The sequence below is a fragment of the Snodgrassella sp. ESL0304 genome (genome assembly GCF_013344995.1).
Classification (GTDB): Bacteria; Pseudomonadota; Gammaproteobacteria; order Burkholderiales; family Neisseriaceae; genus Snodgrassella; species Snodgrassella alvi.
Genome location: NZ_JAAEDR010000009.1, coordinates 1 through 16,907, shown reverse-complemented (window position 1 = coordinate 16,907; position 16,907 = coordinate 1). Strand labels below are relative to the sequence as shown.

Annotated in this window: 14 protein-coding genes and 1 rRNA gene; 2 read left to right on the top strand and 13 right to left on the bottom strand. The window is 40.3% G+C overall.

What is annotated here, in order from left to right; translation table 11 throughout:
• Positions 1 to 27: 27 nt before the first annotated feature.
• From GYX91_RS01560 to GYX91_RS01540, 5 genes are all read right to left on the bottom strand, one after another.
• A complete protein-coding gene (locus GYX91_RS01560) occupies positions 28 to 693 on the bottom strand; it encodes a 3-oxoacid CoA-transferase subunit B (RefSeq protein ID WP_174829762.1) in 666 nt (221 codons plus the stop codon).
• A gap of 13 nt (positions 694 to 706) precedes the next feature.
• Positions 707 to 1,360: an acetate CoA-transferase subunit alpha gene (atoD, locus tag GYX91_RS01555; protein ID WP_110413857.1), complete on the bottom strand. Its 654-nt coding sequence runs from the start codon at positions 1,358 to 1,360 to the stop codon at positions 707 to 709.
• Positions 1,361 to 1,483: 123 nt separating this feature from the next.
• Complete coding sequence (locus tag GYX91_RS01550; RefSeq protein ID WP_025329974.1) at positions 1,484 to 1,786, bottom strand: hypothetical protein; 303 nt, start codon at positions 1,784 to 1,786, stop codon at positions 1,484 to 1,486.
• A gap of 2 nt (positions 1,787 to 1,788) precedes the next feature.
• A complete protein-coding gene (locus tag GYX91_RS01545; protein WP_174829761.1) occupies positions 1,789 to 3,126 on the bottom strand; it encodes an acyclic terpene utilization AtuA family protein in 1,338 nt (445 codons plus the stop codon).
• A gap of 43 nt (positions 3,127 to 3,169) precedes the next feature.
• A complete protein-coding gene (locus tag GYX91_RS01540) occupies positions 3,170 to 4,534 on the bottom strand; it encodes a CitMHS family transporter (protein WP_025329972.1) in 1,365 nt (454 codons plus the stop codon).
• A gap of 235 nt (positions 4,535 to 4,769) precedes the next feature.
• Between GYX91_RS01540 and GYX91_RS01535 the strand changes: the two genes are divergently transcribed.
• On the top strand, positions 4,770 to 5,657 hold the full coding sequence (locus tag GYX91_RS01535) for a LysR family transcriptional regulator (protein WP_025329971.1): 888 nt from the start codon (positions 4,770 to 4,772) through the stop codon (positions 5,655 to 5,657).
• A 23-nt stretch (positions 5,658 to 5,680) separates the two neighbouring features.
• On the opposite strand, the gene GYX91_RS01530 is transcribed toward GYX91_RS01535, so the two are convergent.
• Positions 5,681 to 5,998 carry a ComEA family DNA-binding protein gene (locus GYX91_RS01530; protein WP_244912838.1) on the bottom strand — a complete coding sequence of 106 codons (318 nt, stop codon included), beginning with the start codon at positions 5,996 to 5,998 and terminating at the stop codon, positions 5,681 to 5,683.
• A 312-nt stretch (positions 5,999 to 6,310) separates the two neighbouring features.
• Between GYX91_RS01530 and tkt the strand changes: the two genes are divergently transcribed.
• Positions 6,311 to 8,296 carry a transketolase gene (tkt, locus tag GYX91_RS01525; RefSeq protein WP_174829760.1) on the top strand — a complete coding sequence of 662 codons (1,986 nt, stop codon included), beginning with the start codon at positions 6,311 to 6,313 and terminating at the stop codon, positions 8,294 to 8,296.
• Positions 8,297 to 8,357: 61 nt separating this feature from the next.
• On the opposite strand, the gene GYX91_RS01520 is transcribed toward tkt, so the two are convergent.
• The 7 genes from GYX91_RS01520 to rrf form a co-directional block, all read right to left on the bottom strand.
• On the bottom strand, positions 8,358 to 9,644 hold the full coding sequence (locus GYX91_RS01520; protein WP_025329968.1) for an MFS transporter: 1,287 nt from the start codon (positions 9,642 to 9,644) through the stop codon (positions 8,358 to 8,360).
• A gap of 40 nt (positions 9,645 to 9,684) precedes the next feature.
• Positions 9,685 to 10,872: a M20 aminoacylase family protein gene (locus GYX91_RS01515; RefSeq protein ID WP_202983725.1), complete on the bottom strand. Its 1,188-nt coding sequence runs from the start codon at positions 10,870 to 10,872 to the stop codon at positions 9,685 to 9,687.
• Between the two features lie 335 nt (positions 10,873 to 11,207).
• Positions 11,208 to 13,532 (bottom strand): hypothetical protein, encoded by a 2,325-nt coding sequence (locus GYX91_RS01510; RefSeq protein ID WP_174829759.1) that lies wholly within the window; start codon positions 13,530 to 13,532, stop codon positions 11,208 to 11,210.
• Positions 13,532 to 14,506 (bottom strand): NAD(P)-dependent oxidoreductase, encoded by a 975-nt coding sequence (locus GYX91_RS01505; protein ID WP_174829758.1) that lies wholly within the window; start codon positions 14,504 to 14,506, stop codon positions 13,532 to 13,534. Before GYX91_RS01505 ends, GYX91_RS01510 begins: the two co-directional genes overlap by 1 nt.
• A 1-nt stretch (position 14,507) precedes the next feature.
• On the bottom strand, positions 14,508 to 14,882 hold the full coding sequence (locus GYX91_RS11195; RefSeq protein ID WP_144235716.1) for an EamA family transporter: 375 nt from the start codon (positions 14,880 to 14,882) through the stop codon (positions 14,508 to 14,510).
• Between the two features lie 23 nt (positions 14,883 to 14,905).
• Entirely contained in the window at positions 14,906 to 16,336 is a 1,431-nt protein-coding gene (locus GYX91_RS01495) for a UbiA family prenyltransferase (protein WP_202983724.1), read from the bottom strand.
• A gap of 468 nt (positions 16,337 to 16,804) precedes the next feature.
• A 5S ribosomal RNA gene (gene rrf / locus GYX91_RS01490) occupies positions 16,805 to 16,907 on the bottom strand; the annotation flags it as partial.

The window sequence follows — 16,907 nt, the reverse complement described above, 5'->3', positions numbered from 1 at the left end:
TAACTCCTAAATCTGACTGTTACCAGCCTATAAACCACGCTGGCTGATTGCCATTTCACGGAAATCTTCAGCCACAGTAAATTCAGCCTGAGTTTTAGCCTTAATTGTTTCCAAATCAACGCCTGGTGCATGTTCCAGTAAAATCAGTTGTCCGTCTTTAAAACCAAACACAGCTAATTCAGTAACAATCAGATTAACCTTGTTTTTTGCTGTTAGCGGTAAAGTACATTCTTTCAGAATTTTGGATTCGCCATTTTTAGTACAATGCTCCATACCAATAATAACCCGGCGCGAACCGGTTACCAGATCCATTGCACCACCCATGCCCGGTACCATTTTGCCCGGCACCATCCAGTTTGCCAGATTTGCCTGCTGATCGACTTCCAGACCACCCAGTACACAAGCATCAACATGGCCGCCGCGAATCAGTGCAAATGAAAATGCACTGTCAAAAGTACAACCGCCGGCAGCAATACCACATGGCTGACCGCCTGCATTCACCAGATTAGGATTGGCTTTTTCAGGGTCCAGTGCAGCGAGACCGAGAAAACCGTTTTCAGACTGCAAAGTAATATGAATATCTTCCGGTACATAATTGGCTACCTGAGTCGGCAGACCAATACCCAGATTCACCACATCCCCGTCATTGAATTCCAATGCAATTCTGCGTGCAATTAATTCTTTTGCATTCATGGTGACTCTTCCTTTATTCCGGATAAACAATATAATCAACCAGCGCTGCCGGTGTAGTCGCCGCATCAGGTGAAATCTCACCCACTTCAACCACATTGCCTGCTTCAACAATTACCTTTTTCGCAGCCAGAGCAACCAGCGGATTAAAATTCTGAGCAGACAGTTCATACACCAGATTACCCAGCTTATCTGCCGTTTTTGCTTCCACAATGGCCAGATCAGCCTGTAATGGCAATTCAAGCAGGTATTCCTGTCCGTTTACCGCGATTTTCTGTTTGCCTTCTTCGACAATTGTTCCCAATCCAGTAGGTGTCAGCACACCACCCAAACCTGCGCCGGCAGCACGAATCCGCTCTGCCAGCGTACCCTGCGGTACCAGTTCAACTTCAATCTCACCGGCAATCATTTTCTTACCGGTTTCCGGATTAGTACCAATATGCGAAGTAATAACTTTTCTGACACGATTATTCGTAATCAGCGGGCCGACACCGGTTTCTACAAACGCAGTATCATTTCCAATAATAGTTAAATCCTTAACCCCTGAATCCAGAATAGCCTGTACCAGTCTGGCGGGCGTACCGATTCCCATAAAACCGCCAAACATAATGGTCATTCCATCCCACAGATGATTTTTTACATCCGCTAAACTGAGCTGTTTTGTTTTCATACTCTTCTAACCTGAGATAAACCAAAGACCGGACAAATACATAACAACTGATTTTGTTATAGATCTATGACAATATTTGATTTGCCGGCGATACCCTGAAAAGCACCGCCGGCAAGTGATTAATTACTCAATGTCCATATCCAGAATTGCTGCACTCAAACCTTTACCATGCATATCATGTGCCAGCGTACGGGTAACACCGCCACCCAAAGCACCATACATAACAAAATTCAGTGCACCAATATTCGGTAATTCATAGCGCACAACATCACCAGTCACGATGTCTGCAAAAAACGCTTTAACCTTTTCCGCAGTCACTGCTGCTTTAATACGTTCATAATCTTCAGGCCGATAAGCAATTACCGAAATATTTGAAGTATTACCTTTATCACCAGTACGAGAGTGTGCAATTTCACGTAACTTCATTATCAAACCTCCAGATAGTCAATACTGGTTGTTACCAGATCACGGGGAATAAATGTTGAATCCATAGCCACAATTTCTTTTACAGATTTCATAGCACCGCCGCCGCCGGCCGGACCATTGGTATATAAAGCTTCAACTTCATTACCCACAACTGCTGCCGCAGCTTTAGTTGCGAAACGTCCGGCTACACGCACACGAACTTCATACGGCTGGCTGCTCTGTGACAAAGTTGCACCGTGCAGAGAATCAATACCAATCAGATCAAAACGCACCTCTTGTGGTTCTGCATGTGCAATTTCAAACCGCTCTTTTACGATGGCCAGTGCCAGACGACCGCGTTCTACCGCTCCCGGACCGGCATAGCTCATCTCACCTTCACCAATAAAACCATCTTCATAACCTACAGATACCTTCAGCGTCTCAGGACGGGCACGACCTGTACCGCCAGTAACAGCAACACGGTCTTTACCTACTTGTGTAAAGGTTACCTGCGTGAAATCTGCGGTGACATCCGGTGTTTTATATTCATCCGGGCGATGAATTTCATACAGCATCTGTTCCTTACAGGTATCAGGAGTAACCATGCCGCCAGAGCCTTCAACTTTAGTAATTACTGCATCACCATCGGCACTGATTTCGGCAATCGGAAAGCCCAGACGTGCCAGATCAGGTACATCGCGGTAACCCGGATCAGCAAAATAACCACCAGTAATCTGGCCGGCACACTCAAGCAAGTGTCCCAGAATAGTGCCCTTACCCAGATGCTCCCAATCTTCTGCACCCCATTTAAACTCATGCATCATGATTGACAGGAACAGAGACGGGTCAGAAACACGGCCGGCAATAACAATATCAGCACCATTGTCCAGCGCCTGTACCATTGGTTCAGCGCCGATATAAGCATTGGCTGAAACAATTTTCTTACCGCATTGTGAAACCGGTTTTTGTAACTCATCCAGTGGCAGATCCTGCTGCATAACCTGTTCGTAAACATCATCGCCTTCAATAATGGCAATTTTCAGATTTTTTGCGCCCAGAGAACGTGCGATTTCGGCAGTTACTTTGGCTGCTGCACGCGGATTGGCAGAACCCATATTAGTAACAATCTTGATTCCCTTTTCCAGACAGGCCGGTAATACTGCCTGCATACGCGCTGCCAGTAATTCATTAAAACCGGTTTCCGGATTATGCTTTTTCTGGCGCTGACCGATAGCAATCGTGCGTTCAGCCAGACATTCAAATACCAGATACTGAATATCCCCTTTTTCCGCCAGCTCTACAGCCGGTTCAATCCGGTCGCCACCATATCCGGCACCACAACCAATTCTGATTTTTTTCATATGTCATATCCTTTTTACATTCAACAACTTAAAAACAACCTGTTTATATCGGGAATACTCCGAATAACATCGCACCTACAGCCATCACGATAGAAGCCAGCCAAAGTATCGGAATAGAGAATTTCTGATGGTCAGCCAAATCCACGCCGGACAGACTGCACAACAGGAAGGTAGCCGGAGTCAGCGGACTAACCGGGAAACCAGTAGTCATCTGTCCAAGTAAAGAAGCCTGAGCCACCTGAATAGGCGGGAAACCACCAATATTGGCCACCACCGGCATAATGCCGAAATAATAGGAGTCAGGGTCAAACACCAGACTCAGCGGCATTGCTACCAGACTGACAATAAACGGAATATGAGAAGACAAACTGTCAGGTACAAAATGACCGGCTGAATTTGCCATAGCTTTGAGCATACCGGATTCACCCATAATGCCTGTGAACACACCGGCAGCAAACAAAATAGATGCCATCATCAGCGCGCCCTTAGCATGAGCATTAATCCGTGCAGATTGTTCAGCAGGCTTGCGGTAATTTAATGTCAGCGCAATACAGCAGGCCACCATAAAAATAACCACTGGTGATATTTTTGTGGCTACCATACCCGTAATTACCAGAATCACCAGAGTAATATTCGCCCAGAATAAATGTGGACGACGCAGCTTTTGCTCTTCTTCGGTTAATTCTTTTGGCGCAAAATGTGTTGCTGTTTCTTCATTTTCACCACCGATTACCGCACCAGCACCAGCTCCGGCCAGACCTAAGCGTTTTTCTTCTTTGCGTCCCCAGTACCAGCCCATAAACACCATAAACGCCAGCCCGCAAATCTGCGCCGGAATCAGTGGCGTAAACAGATCATGTGTAGATACCTCCAGCGCTGCGGAAGCACGAATCATCGGTCCTGTCCATGGCAGGAAATTTACACCGGCACTCAGTGCTGTAATCCCGGCAAGAATTCGCTTATCAATACCAAGTTTGTTATATAAAGGCAGCATGGCCGGTACTGTAATCAGAAATGTCACTGCTCCATTACCATCCAGATGCGCAATCAGTGCCAGAACACCAGTACCAATAATAATTCTCTTAGGATTAGTACCTACCACCTTCAGAATCTTGGCAATAATCGGATCAAACATCCCGGCATCACTTACCACACCGAAGAAAATAATGGCAAACACAAACATCGCTGCCATAGGTGCCAGTTTGGATATTCCTGTCACCACCATTTTTGGTATAACGGTGTAATGAGGTACTACATCCAGACTACCCTGAAACAACGGTACGATGTATAGTGCGATTACAGCCCCTAGAATAGGAATAATAATCAAAGCGACTATCGGCGATAACCGCTTGCTCATAATGCAAAATAGCAAAGTTGCAATAGTTAATATGCCTACTAAAGCCAGCATAAGAATCCCCTTTTTGGGTTATTATTAAAAAAGAATAAATGAATAAATATTTAAGAAAGCCTTTGCATTCTCACCATAACGACACACCCTGTCTAATCGATAATAAAAATCGATTAATAAACAAATTCGATAAATCCGGCAGCATATGAAAAATTTGATAAAACTCAATATGTATTAACGCTAAATATGCTATTGTAGATAGCAATATGGATTTAAATACGGCAAATAATGCTATATGAATATATCAATCAAGCAGATAAAAGCCTTTCTGGCGCTGGTAGAAGAAGATAACTTCACCCGTGCAGCTCAGAAGATCCATTTGTCTCAGCCTGCATTTAGTAGTCTGATTGCCAATTTGGAACAGGAAATCGGCTATCGCCTGTTTGACAGAGATACCCGTAAAGTTCAGCTTAATGAAGACGGAATCCACTTCATCAAACTGGCACGTGAACTCATGTTTGCCTATGAGCGCACTACCAAAGAAATCCGCTCACATGCCAATAATCATAAGGAAAAACTGGTACTGGCAGTTATGCCGTCTATCGTCGTACAATGGGTTTCACAGCTGCTGGCTACTTTTCATCATCAGCATGCCAATGTCCAAGTTGAATTACTCGATACACAATGGGATTTGTGCCTGCAAGCCCTGTTACAAGGACATGCAGAACTGGCGTTAACCGCAAAATCTCCCTCTTTAACTGAAATTTCTGCTGAGTTCCTTTTTTCTGACAAGTTCCATCTCATATGTCATATCAATCATCCACTGGCCAGCAAAGCAGATATTGAATTAAAAGATTTACTAGAATATGGCATGATTGGATTTACTAAAGGCACCAGCATTCGCCATTTTGTTGATAAAATTGTAGATTTATTCGGAATAAATTATGTAGTAGAAGTTAGCCAGCTCACCACCATGATGGGACTGGTAGCGGCTAATTACGGCATTGGCATAGTGCCGAGATTAACATTATTTCAATTTGAACATAAAAATCTCGTAGTCAGAGATGTCAGAGACATGAATCTGGAACGGTCCATTTATCTGATTAAACATAAAGAACGCAAACTATCACCGCAGGCTGAGAATTTTTATCATCACATTAAAGCCAACATATTCAGAGACTAAAAAGTATATGCAGATAGCTAATACTATCTGGATGCAGCGGTAGCCGGTACAGCACGACGATATTTAGAAGCTGGGTTCGAATTAATCGTTACACCACTGACACTAATATCATTTTGCAATTTTTCATAAGTTGCCTTACCAATGCCTTTTACTCGCATAATATCTTCCGTGGAATGAAAAGGACCATGCGCATTACGATAATCAATAATTGCCTGCGCTTTAACTGCACCAATATTCGGTAAAGATTGTAACTGCTGTGAAGAAGCAGTATTAATATTAACAGCAGCCCACACTGAAACCATAGCAAACAACAGTACCAGAATCATACAAATCTTTTGCACTCTGTATTCTCCTTTGATTGATAAGATGTGCTGATCAAATCATACTTATAAATTGACAATAGCATAAAATATAGACTCAAATTATGCAATCATTATTTTAATTAATAAAAGTACGATACTATTATGAATATCCCAACTTAACTGTCCCTTTTTCAAACCATCAAAATCAGATAAAAAACAGTCTTACCTTGAAAGGTTTGCGCAGATTCAGGATAATCCGCACTGGATAACCTTTGTCTCTTGCGGCGGAGCACAGTCCATTAACTCACACCGCTATTGCAACCAGCATTTCCCTCATCAAAAGGCAACTTCATGGCTTCACATCTCGCTAATGCAATTCGCTTCCTGGCAATGGACGCAATTGAACAGGCTAACTCAGGGCATCCGGGCGCACCAATGGGTATGGCCGAAATGGCTACTGTAGTGTGGCGCGAATTCCTGCAACACAATCCGGCTAACCCCAAGTTTTACAACCGCGACCGTTTCATCCTTTCGAACGGACACGCGTCCATGCTGCTGTATAGTCTGCTGCATCTGAGCGGTTACAATCTCAGTATTGAAGATCTGAAAAATTTTCGCCAGCTGCACAGCAAAACCCCGGGACATCCGGAATACGGCTACACTGATGGTGTAGAAACCACAACCGGACCACTTGGACAAGGAATTGGTAATGCCGTTGGTATGGCACTAGCAGAAAAAATTCTGGCTGCCCGATTTAATAAACTGGGCTTGAATATTGTTGATCACCATACTTACGTATTTGTCGGCGATGGCTGTCTGATGGAAGGAATATCCCATGAAGTATGTTCACTGGCCGGCACGCTTAAACTGGGCAAACTCATTGTTCTGTATGATGACAACAACATCTCAATTGATGGCAAAGTAGACAATTGGTTCAGCGAAAACATTCCTGAACGCTTTACCTCTTACGGCTGGCACACAGTTGCCAATGTAGACGGTCATGATGAAACTGCTATCCGTGCAGCCATTACCGCAGCAAAAGCCGAAACCGAGAAACCATCGATTATCTGCTGTAAAACCAGAATCGGCAAAGGTGCCGCTAACAAAGAAGGCAGCCATAAAACCCATGGCGCACCATTAGGTGCCGAAGAAATTGCCGCTACCCGCGCTGCTCTGAACTGGACACATGAACCATTTACCATTCCGCAGGAAATCTATGACGACTGGAGTGCGCTTAAAGCCGGTACTCAACTGGAACAGCAGTGGCAGAATCTATTTAACCGGTATCAGCAACAATACCCTGCTGAAGCAGCTGAATTTATTCGCCGCATGGACGGTAAACTGCCGGAAAATTTTGCAGAACACGTTCAAAATGCATTAAATGAAGTATGCAGCAAAGCTGAAAAAGTGGCCACCCGCAAAGCCAGTCAGAACAGCATCGAAATTCTGGCACAAATTCTGCCTGAATTTGTAGGCGGATCTGCAGATCTTACCCCCTCAAACCTGACTAACTGGTCTGGTAGTACTGCCGTGACAGCCACCAGTGGCGGCAATTACATCCATTATGGCGTGCGAGAATTTGGTATGGCAGCCATTATGAATGGTTTGAGCCTGCACGGTGGTATCAAACCATTCGGAGCTACTTTCCTGATGTTCAGTGAATACGCCCGTAATGCTTTGCGCATGGCTGCACTAATGAAAATCAACCCGATATTTGTATTCACACACGATTCTATCGGCTTGGGAGAAGATGGTCCGACACACCAGCCGGTTGAACAAATTGCCACCCTGCGTCTGATTCCGAACATGAGTGTATGGCGACCGTGTGACAGTGCCGAATCACTGATAGCGTGGGCAGATGCCGCCGCTGCAACCAATCACCCCAGTTGCCTGATATTCAGCCGCCAGGGGTTACCATTTATGCCACGGGATAACCAGCAGCTAGCCAATATCCGTCGTGGCGGTTATGTACTGAAAGCACCCGATACAAAGGCTGCACAGGCAGTACTTATTGCCACAGGATCTGAAGTGGAGCTGGCTATCAATGCTCAGAGCAAATTAGCTGAACAAGGTATTGCCACAACAGTTGTATCTATGCCTAATACCCATATCTTTGATCAGCAGGATCAAGCCTACCGTGACAGCGTCTTACCTGCTCATCTGCCTCGTATTGCCATTGAAGCCGGTGTCAGTGATTCATGGTACAAATACGTGGGTACGAATGGTGCCATTATTGGTATTAATCGTTTTGGTGAATCCGCACCAGCTGAGAAACTCTTTCAGGAATTTGGTTTCACTATCGAACAGGTTGTTGAAGTAGTGAAAAATATCATTTAAATGAGCATATAAAAAAACGCCGGCATTGTTTGCCGGCATTTTTTATATCATTATGATAGATTTAATCTTTTACATTTATATGACGTGTTTCCGGCATCATCAGAATAGCTATTACAGATAATAAACTGGTACCTGCTACATAATAAGCCGGCGATACTGCACCAAAATGCTTGATCAGCCAGGTAATCACAAATTGTGCCGTACCACCAAACAAAGTTATACTAATAGCATAAATTAGTGATACAGCGGTTGCGCGTAGTTTAAACGGTATCATTTCCGGAATAGCCACTAAACTACTGGCACCGCTCATCCCTGTTAACAACGTTACCATCATTGTTACCAGCAACAGCATCGCCACACTTTCAGTTTTTACCAACAGATAAAACATCGGCACAATCAGCAACATTAAAGCCACCCGTGGCCATAATATAATACTTTTACGACCATATTTATCAGCCAGCATACCTGCCAGTAATGAAAACACAAACATCATTAACCCACCCGAAGTAGTGCAGATTTGCGCAATATTTGGCTTAAGTTTAAACGTATCGATAGCAAAAGTAGTCATATAATTACCTACCTGAGCGGTAATAGCCGTCGACATCAGCACCATAACTCCCAGTATCACCTCGTTCCTATAACGGGAAAATATGATTTTTATCATCTGAGTACCACTGTGATGAGTCGGTTCTTCCAGTGTTTCCGGTAAGGCTCGGCGAATATACAGAGCAATCGGAATTAATACCAGACTTATCAGAAAAGGGATGCGCCAGCCCCATGCATTCAACTGTTCCAGAGTCAGAATACTGGAAACAGTAAAACCAACCAAACCACCAACCACTACCGCAATTCCCTGACTGGCCATTTGCCAGCTGGCATAAAAAGCACGTTTATCTGGCGGAGCAGATTCAATCAGCATTGCTGAAGCCGGACCTACTTCTCCACCTAAAGCCAGCCCCTGAACCATACGTGCAATAACCACAATAATAGGAGCTGCAATCCCGATCACCTCATAGCTGGGTGTAACAGCCAGTCCCAGTGTTCCCAGCGTGATTAATGCCACAGTCAGCATCATCGCTGCCCGACGACCTTTCTTGTCTGCATAGGCACCAATAAGTAAACCACCCAACGGTCGCGTAAAAAAACCGACACCATATACAGCTACTGCAGCAAGCAAACTGGTGTATTTATCATTATTGGTTGAGGGAAAAAATGATTGCGCAATATACACTGCAAAAAATGAATAAATAATAAAATCATAAAATTCCAGTGCATTCCCTGCCACCGCCGCCGCAATCGCTTTCGCCGGTGGCTTATTATGCTCTATAGCTACTTGTCCTGTATTCATATCATTACTCCAATTATTTTATTAAATATTCAAATCTGATTTACTTTAAAAAGCGCTCAGCCAGTGCTACCCAGTATGTCGCACCAATAGCTATATTTTTATCATTGAAATCATAATAAGGATTATGCAAATCAAAACCCGAAGCGGCATCCACTTCTTTCAGACCATTACCAATAAACAAATAACTTCCCGGACATTTTTCCAGCATAAATGCAAAATCTTCACTTCCGGCCATTGGTTCAGTCTGATCGACAATATTTTCTTCCGCTACCACTTCACGTGCTACCTGACGCGCAAACTGAGTTTCTTTACTGGTATTAAATACAGGAGCATATCCATGCTGATAATCCACTTCAGCCACAACATTAAAGCTTTGTGCCTGAGCCTGAGCGATGGCCACAATACGTTGCTGTAACAGCTTACGTACTTCAGGCTTGAAGCAACGCACAGTCAGCTTTAGTTCAGCCTGTTCAGGAATTACATTATTCGCCACACCGGCATGAAACATACCCACTGTAACCACAGCCGAATCCAGCGGACTGACATTACGTGACACAATTGTCTGTAAAGCCATTACGATAGAAGAAGCAGCCACAATCGGATCATGCGTATTGTGCGGTTTCGCGCCATGCCCGCCCACACCTTTTACTGTAATAGTGGCCACATCAGATGAAGCCATCATCCAGCCATCATAAAAATGTAACTGTCCCTGCGGATAACCCGGCATATTATGCATACCATATACGGCATCACACGGATATTTTTCAAACAGACCATCAGCAATCATCCGCATAGCACCACTACCAGATTTGCCATATTCCTCCGCCGGCTGAAAAATCAGATTCAATGTACCATTAAACGATTTTCTGCTGGCTAATACCTTAGCCGCAGCCAGTAGCATTACAGTATGTCCATCATGACCACATGCATGCATTTTGCCTGTATGCTGGCTTGTATGCGCAACGCCACTTTCTTCAGTAATCGGCAATGCATCCATATCAGCCCGGATACCAATCCGTCTGTCACCATTTCCAGCTTGAAGTTGCGCTACCAGACCAGTACCACCAATACCCCGTTCAACTTTATATCCCCACTGCTCCAGCAAAGCGGCAACTTTATCGCTGGTTCGATTTTCTGCAAAAGCCAATTCAGGGTGTTGATGAATATCATGACGCAGCTGAACAAAAGTACTTAACTCAGCTTCAATCAGCTCATGAATCTCTTTCATAAACATACCTTTACATTTTTAATGAATTAAGAAGACTATAGCTTAACAAACAAAATTATTATTGACAAAACAAAATAATTTAATACATTGTCTTATAAGATTAATTTTTTAAGTATATTTAAAACAAAATATGAATAATAAAAACCAGTTATTTATATAACCCAAAAGAATAGTTTTCAATATTAATCTGTTTTGTCTCTTTTACATTAAAAAATTTAAACACCCGTCTGATGACAGAACAAAAAATGCACTTTTTGAAATTTAAAGTACATTTTTATATTTAGAAAAGATATTTAATTAAACCGTGATTTAAAATATTTTTACTCAAGTTTTAATCATTCTTTAATTTTTACATTAAAAAACAATAAAGTTATCAATCCTATTATTGCCAGTATAGGCAAAAACCATAAATATCGCCAAGTTACCGGAAAATAACTCAGACGTAACACTCCATTAAAATCAGGCGGTACAGAAACCTGTACCAATGAACCTGAACTATCTGCAGTAACAGATAATATATGATCATTAATATTAGCAGAATAACCATACCACCATAAACGCGGGAATATCAGCGTAATATTATCTTTATGCTCTGGAATCTGAACCCAATCTGTATTATTTTCGTGTTTCACAATTCTGACACCAGCTATATCAGGATATACAAAGGGAGAATTATTTTCCCACCCTTTTGTCAGAGTAAATGGTAACGATACATACAAATCACTACGGCTATCTGCTGACTGAACTTCACTATATCCGCACTGCTTAAACTGATGACTAAAGGCAGCATAATCATCCTTATTAACGATAATAGTGCTAATCCGCATCAACACTGCCTGACAAACATTGAATCCTTTTGCACTCTGTAAAATATTCTCCAATGCCGGTTTAGATGTAAAAATACCATGTGCAGACTGATTAACCGGTAATATTTTCTCGAGTCTTTTACTACCTACAGGAGAATAACCATTTATTGATTTAATATCATAAAAACCGAACTGAGCTGAAGCAATATCATTTAATTGCCGGGTTTGTTTTAAATAAATATTTAATGGAAGAGACAAAACATAACCTTGTAAATTAACATTATCTGGTAACTGAATACGTTCAGCTAATTCAGTCTGACGCTGATAAGAACCGCCTAATGTAGGTAATCCGTTAAGGAACAATAATAAAATTAATAAAGTTAAGCCTATCATCCCGTATGAACTTTTTCTCTCTATTATTTTCGGGCTCAATATAAGCAGCCAGACAGAAAAAATTTGCAATACAATATAAAACGGATGAAGATTCCAAGAATTAAAAAACACCAGACAAAATACAAATAGAATAACTAAAAAATATTTTTTATTAAAATTAACTAATATACTTTTTTTAAAATTAAATAAATCATGTTCAAGTAAAAACAGCATCAACACTAAACTCAGAATCAATGTTAATGTATCAAAGCCCGCATAAGCTGGTAAAAATAAAAAAAATCCACCTAAGATAATATATAAAGAAATATAAATTTTTTTATTTAATATTATCTTTTTACCTTGGATAATATGTGCATACTGTAAAATATAGAATACAGCCAGACAGATAAAAAAAGAAATAAAGGGTAAAAATCGAAATGGCCAGCGCAAAGGGCCAAACTGGGATGGCATTTGTGATAAAAGAAAAAATATTATAATTAATGTGGAAAACCATTTCAGAATATTATCTCGTTGCCAAAGTTCTTTGATATTTCGGTAAAAAAATACCATAGGTAAAAATAAAGTAGAAAAACCCAAAGGTACTAACACCAGCCTATAGCTGATATAAGTCATATAATCATAAAAAGTGGGAAAAAACCCCAGAATAATAGTAGACCATGAAGGAATAAAAGTTCTGAGTGAACTATCAAATCCATTTACGCGATTAGTTAAATCATGCGAAAAAATATATTCGGAATAAATTGGGAAAGAAAAAATAAGTGCCAGAATAGCCGGAATACTCAAGTAAACAACTTTATTTAATTTACCTGATTGTTTAAATTCAAAAACCAGAGTTATTCCGACAAACACAGCATAACCTATTACTCCATGTGGCCAGCCGGAAGAAAGCAAAAAAATAACTGATATAAAGTTTAGAATAATATTGATTTTAGAGTAATTTTTTTTAAGTAATAAAAATGTGGCAATAGACACCATTGCCCAAGCCTGTCCGTTTGCCGCATTCCACCAGGCACCCAGATACTGATAAAGAAAGACCGGCTGAATAACTGTAAATGCGGCCAGTGTATAAGCATAACATTTATGTAATCTGAATACTCTGGCAATAACCAAAGAAGATAGCGAAACCAATACGATATTTATAAAAGCCAGTATCCAGCCAGATAACAGAATATGATGAAAACGAGAAGTAATAAGAGAAACCAGAATATTCTGAGGTAAAAATATACCTTTACCTAAATCAATCATCTCATTACCACCGATATACATAGAGTCAACTATAAAAGGTATTCTCCCTTCTGACCAAATATGGCCAATCTGTCTGAAAAAACCAAGCATTTCATAAGAAGCATCATCAATACAAAAAAAATCACTCTGAAACAGACTACATATAATAATTATTGAAATTGCATAAAATATTGAAAATAACAATGCCTCTTTAACATTTACGTTTTCATTACTCATTATTGGGTTTTCTTTATATTAATATAATTATCATATGCAGCACACATAGCAGTTATATCTGAACATGAAGGTGACCAGCCTAGCAACTGATTAACTTTTGTAATATCAAGCAAAGTATTCTGATCAGCAATGGCATACTGCTCAGGATATAATAGTGTCATACCTATTTTATCCAGTCCGGACAGTACTGGTTTAATCAATCTTGCAGGAACCGGTATTAAAAAAGATTTTGAATTAGCATATTTGATGATTGCCTCTAACAGCTCTCTGGTTGTCGGAGGATTTAATGAACCCAAATTAAAATTTTCTCTGGGAAAGTTATTTTTACAGGCCTGCAAAGCGGCAGTAACACAATCATCAACACTTACCATTTGATAACGATTAGTACCATTTCCTATCATCGGCACAGGTAAATTTAAAGATATCAGCCTGAATAATTTACCTAATATACCTAAACGCCCAGCACCAGTAATCAGTCTTGGACGAAAAATAGTAGCATTTAATTTTTCATAACTTCGAATTAATTTTTCTGCTTCAACTTTACTGCTTCCATAAGGTCCCAAAGGATTTTGGGGATGCTCCTCTGATACCGGACATGAATTCACCATACCATAGGTCATATCAGTAGAAAAAAATACCATTCTGGTTGTACCTGCTGCTGACATTGCCTGCAAAATATTTTGAGTACCAGCAACATTCACCTCAAAAAACCAAGCCTGACGATTTGATCTGGGTACATTATCAGCAAACTGTCGTGCAGCCAAATGATAAACAATATCATCCGGTTGAAGATTTAATTTTCTTATATCCTGAACTGAACGTATATCACCATAAACAAACTGACTCTGTTTTTCCAGAGTGCAATCAGTATAGTTTTTTATGTCAAAATTAACTACTTCATTGCCATTCTGTAATAATTTTCTTATGAGAATCTGTCCTGTGAACCCACTACCTCCGGTAATAATATGACGCAATTTACGCACTCCTGGAAATAATTATGATTCCTATACAAATAGTAATCAAACCTATAATACGAAGCAGATTAACATTTTCATGTAAGAAGAAATACCCGATAAAAGCAGTAATGATATAACCAATTGATAAAAGCGGATAAGCCAGACTCACTTCAGTTTTGCCCAATACAGCCATCCATAAGCCAATACTGATTGCATAAAGGCACATACCAGTAATAAACCATGCATTCAATATTAGGTGATATCCAAAGTAAAAATAATCAGAAGCACTTTGGGGAAACGTCCCAAGTGTCTGCATAGTTTTACGTAATGCAATTTGCGCCATAGCATTTAGTGTAACGCTGATAACTGCAAGCATAAATGTTAATAGATTCACTCTAACTCTTCCAAATCAGAAAACTAAATATATCTGGCTAACAATATAATATATATTATTAAAGTCAGTAAAATCAGACTTTTTTTATCTTGAATAAAAAATACGATTGGATCATCGTGCATTAAACCTCTTTTAGTCATCATCCATAAATTACCAATCAGATAGACCATCAATAATTGTGCCAACCATAATAAAGCAGGAGTTCTATAATAAACAATGGTTTCCGGAGCATTAATATAAAGACCAAAAACAATAATGGCACCAATATATGTACTTAGACCTAATGGCCAGAGAATATCTAAATCAGCTTTTATATACCCTCTACCAACAATCGAATTATTCTCATCGGACTTTGAAACTAACTCAGCACACCGTTTTACAGTAGCCAAACTTAAGAATATTAAGACAGAAAATGCCAGTAAAGAGTAACTTAATTCTATATTAGCAACTACTCCACCTGCTAATATTCTGACGGTATATAAAACGGATAAAACTATTATATCTAATAATATAATCTGTTTTAACCTTAAACTATATAATGTTGTTATTAATAAATATAATAAAAATATACCAAAAAAATATCTTGATATCAAAATAGAAATTAATCCTGCACTCGTTAAAAGCAATAAACTTACCCTGAGACCCTGAGCAATCGATAAATTTCCGGAAGCAAACGGTCGATGTCTTTTATTCAAATGCTGACGGTCATTTTCCAGATCCCATAAATCATTTAAAATATATGTTGCTGATGCACCTAAAGAAAAAGCGATAAATGCAGTAGATACTATTAAAAATTTTTGAAAATCATAAAACTGAAAAGAAGTAAGGAGTGGAACAAAGAGAAGCAGATTTTTTAAACATTGATGTAAACGTATGGCTTTCAGCCATGACATCATTTTTTCATCTTTATTGCTGAACTGTTTTAATACCGGCGTTCCGCTTTGCTTTATTATTTTTATAAGTTTATCAGTTTTATTTCCTGTAACAATAGCTCCGCTAGCCTCTTTCCAAATTGGCAAATCAGCACTATCATCCCCTGCATATATAAATTTTCGTCCGATTTTCTGTTCTATCGCATTAAATTTGTTTATTCCTTTTAAATTTTTTTGTGAATCCGTAGCAATAACATCATCAAAACAATTCAAAAAATCCGCTACTTTATATGCAATATCTTTATAGGCAGCAGTAGCAAGTATGACTTTTCTTCCTTGTTGTCGTTGCTTTTGTATGTAGTTAACTAATTCATGACGATAAGGTATTTTATCAGCATTAAAGTCACTATGTTCATAGACAAATTTTTTAAATTCTGCCTTACCTTGGAAATATATTTTTATTAATTTGAAAAGCTTAAACGGATATAATTTAAGCATACTGATCAGGGTTTCATGTAATGAATCAGTCAGAATTAATGTTCCATCTAAATCCACAACTAACGGAAGACTTGATTCTGTCACTATTTTCCCCTGCATATCGATAAAATAATGCAATAATTTTACATAGATGTTTACTCATCATCAATACAGTTACCTAAAGCATTCATCATGCATAACCGAAACTCAAATTAATGCACAAGTCTACTTGATAGAAACCTACGGCACACGCAATTACACTCAGTTCGACTACAGCGACCCCAATCAGCAAATCTATTTCCTCTTCGGTCGCGAAACCACCGGATTGCCCCGGGCATTCGCACAGGCACGCGCCGAGTAGTGTCTGCGAATCCCGCAGTCAGAGCATATCCGCTCACTGAACCTTTCCAACGCCGCCGCCATCGTCCTCTACGAAGCACTGCGTCAGCAGGCCTTCCCTTCTCTGGCCTAGATACAGCAACAGCAGCCATCAGGCTGCTGCGGTATTGTTCTCTTCTCTGCGCTTAAAGTAAGAAACCCGGCTGACTGATCAACCGGGTTCTTCTATAGGGAGTCTGGCGGTGTCCTACTTTCACATGGGCAATCCATACTATCATCGGCGCTAGGTCGTTTCACGGTCCTGTTCGGGATGGGAAGGCGTGGGACCAACCCGCTA

Coding starts and splice junctions, on each gene's coding strand:
- GYX91_RS01520 (WP_025329968.1), bottom strand. CDS start 9,644: ATGAATACAGGACAAGTAGCTATAGAGCATAATAAGCCACCGGCGAAA.
- tkt (WP_174829760.1), top strand. CDS start 6,311: ATGGCTTCACATCTCGCTAATGCAATTCGCTTCCTGGCAATGGACGCA.
- GYX91_RS01550 (WP_025329974.1), bottom strand. CDS start 1,786: ATGAAGTTACGTGAAATTGCACACTCTCGTACTGGTGATAAAGGTAAT.
- GYX91_RS01510 (WP_174829759.1), bottom strand. CDS start 13,532: ATGAGTAATGAAAACGTAAATGTTAAAGAGGCATTGTTATTTTCAATA.
- atoD (WP_110413857.1), bottom strand. CDS start 1,360: ATGAAAACAAAACAGCTCAGTTTAGCGGATGTAAAAAATCATCTGTGG.
- GYX91_RS01535 (WP_025329971.1), top strand. CDS start 4,770: ATGAATATATCAATCAAGCAGATAAAAGCCTTTCTGGCGCTGGTAGAA.
- GYX91_RS01540 (WP_025329972.1), bottom strand. CDS start 4,534: ATGCTGGCTTTAGTAGGCATATTAACTATTGCAACTTTGCTATTTTGC.
- GYX91_RS01545 (WP_174829761.1), bottom strand. CDS start 3,126: ATGAAAAAAATCAGAATTGGTTGTGGTGCCGGATATGGTGGCGACCGG.
- GYX91_RS01560 (WP_174829762.1), bottom strand. CDS start 693: ATGAATGCAAAAGAATTAATTGCACGCAGAATTGCATTGGAATTCAAT.
- GYX91_RS01515 (WP_202983725.1), bottom strand. CDS start 10,872: ATGAAAGAGATTCATGAGCTGATTGAAGCTGAGTTAAGTACTTTTGTT.